The sequence below is a fragment of the Caulobacter sp. LARHSG274 genome, assembly GCF_052871235.1.
Map to the genome: position 1 here is coordinate 1 of NZ_JBIXJO010000044.1, position 1,191 is coordinate 1,191.

At 72.0% G+C, this 1,191-nt stretch carries 1 protein-coding gene; it reads left to right on the top strand.

Annotated features, from left to right (window positions below; all coding sequences use genetic code 11):
• Window positions 1-1,191: methyl-accepting chemotaxis protein (locus ACIPQB_RS26085; protein ID WP_446488158.1), on the top strand; the 1,191-nt coding region annotated here is incomplete at both ends.

Here is a 1,191-nt window from a genome sequence, read left to right on the forward strand (position 1 = left end):
CATGGAAACCCTGGCCCAGGGTTCGGTGGAGGTCGAGGTGACCGGCGTCGCGCGCAAGGACGAGGTCGGCGCCATGGCCCGCTCGGTCCAGGTGTTCAAGGACAACGCCGTGGCCCTGCGCACCGCCGAGGCGGCCCAGCAGCGCCTGAGCGCCGAAACCGAGGCCGAGCGCCGCCGCAACGAGGAGGCCAACGCCGCCGCCGCCCGCGAACAGGCCTTCGTCATGGAGAACATCGCCAACGGCCTGACCCGCCTGGCCGAGGGCGACCTGACCTATCGCGTCGAGGCCGAGTTCCCGGCCGCCTACCAGCGCCTGCGCAACGACTTCAACGGCGCCATCACCCAGATGGAAGAGGCGATGCGCGCCATCGTCCAGGCCGCCGGCGGCATCGGGGCCGGCAGCGACGAGATCGCCTCGGCCGCCGACGACCTGTCGCGCCGCAGCGAGCAGCAGGCCGCCAGCCTGGAAGAGACCGCCGCCGCCCTCGACGAGATCACCGCCACGGTCAAGCGTTCGTCGGCCGGCGCGGTCGAGGCCGCCCGCGTCGTCACCTCGACCCGCTCGGACGCCGAGCGCTCGGCCGTGGTGGTGCGTGGCGCGGTCGAGGCCATGCACCAGATCGAGACCTCGTCGCAGTCGATCAGTCAGATCATCGGCGTCATCGACGAGATCGCCTTCCAGACCAACCTTCTGGCCCTCAACGCCGGCGTCGAGGCCGCCCGGGCCGGCGACGCCGGCCGCGGCTTCGCCGTTGTGGCGCAGGAGGTCCGGGCCCTGGCCCAACGTTCGGCCGAAGCGGCCAAGGAGATCAAGACCCTGATCTCGACCTCCTCGCAGCAGGTCGGCCAAGGCGTGTCGATGGTCGGCCAGACCGGCGAGGCCCTGCAGGCCATCGTCGGCAAGGTCGGCGAGATCGACGCCCTGGTCAGCGAGATCGCCGCTTCGGGTTCGGAACAGGCCACCGGCCTGCACCAAGTCAACACCGCCGTGAACCAGATGGACCAGACGGTGCAGCAGAACGCCGCCATGGTCGAGCAGTCGACCGCCGCCAGCCATGCGCTGAAGGGCGAGGCCAACCAACTGCTGCAGATGATCGGCCGCTTCCAGGTCGGCGGCGTCCAGGCCGCCCGCGCCGCCCCGACCCGTCGCGCCACCGCGCCGCCGACGGCCTCGCGTCCGCTCGCCCGTCC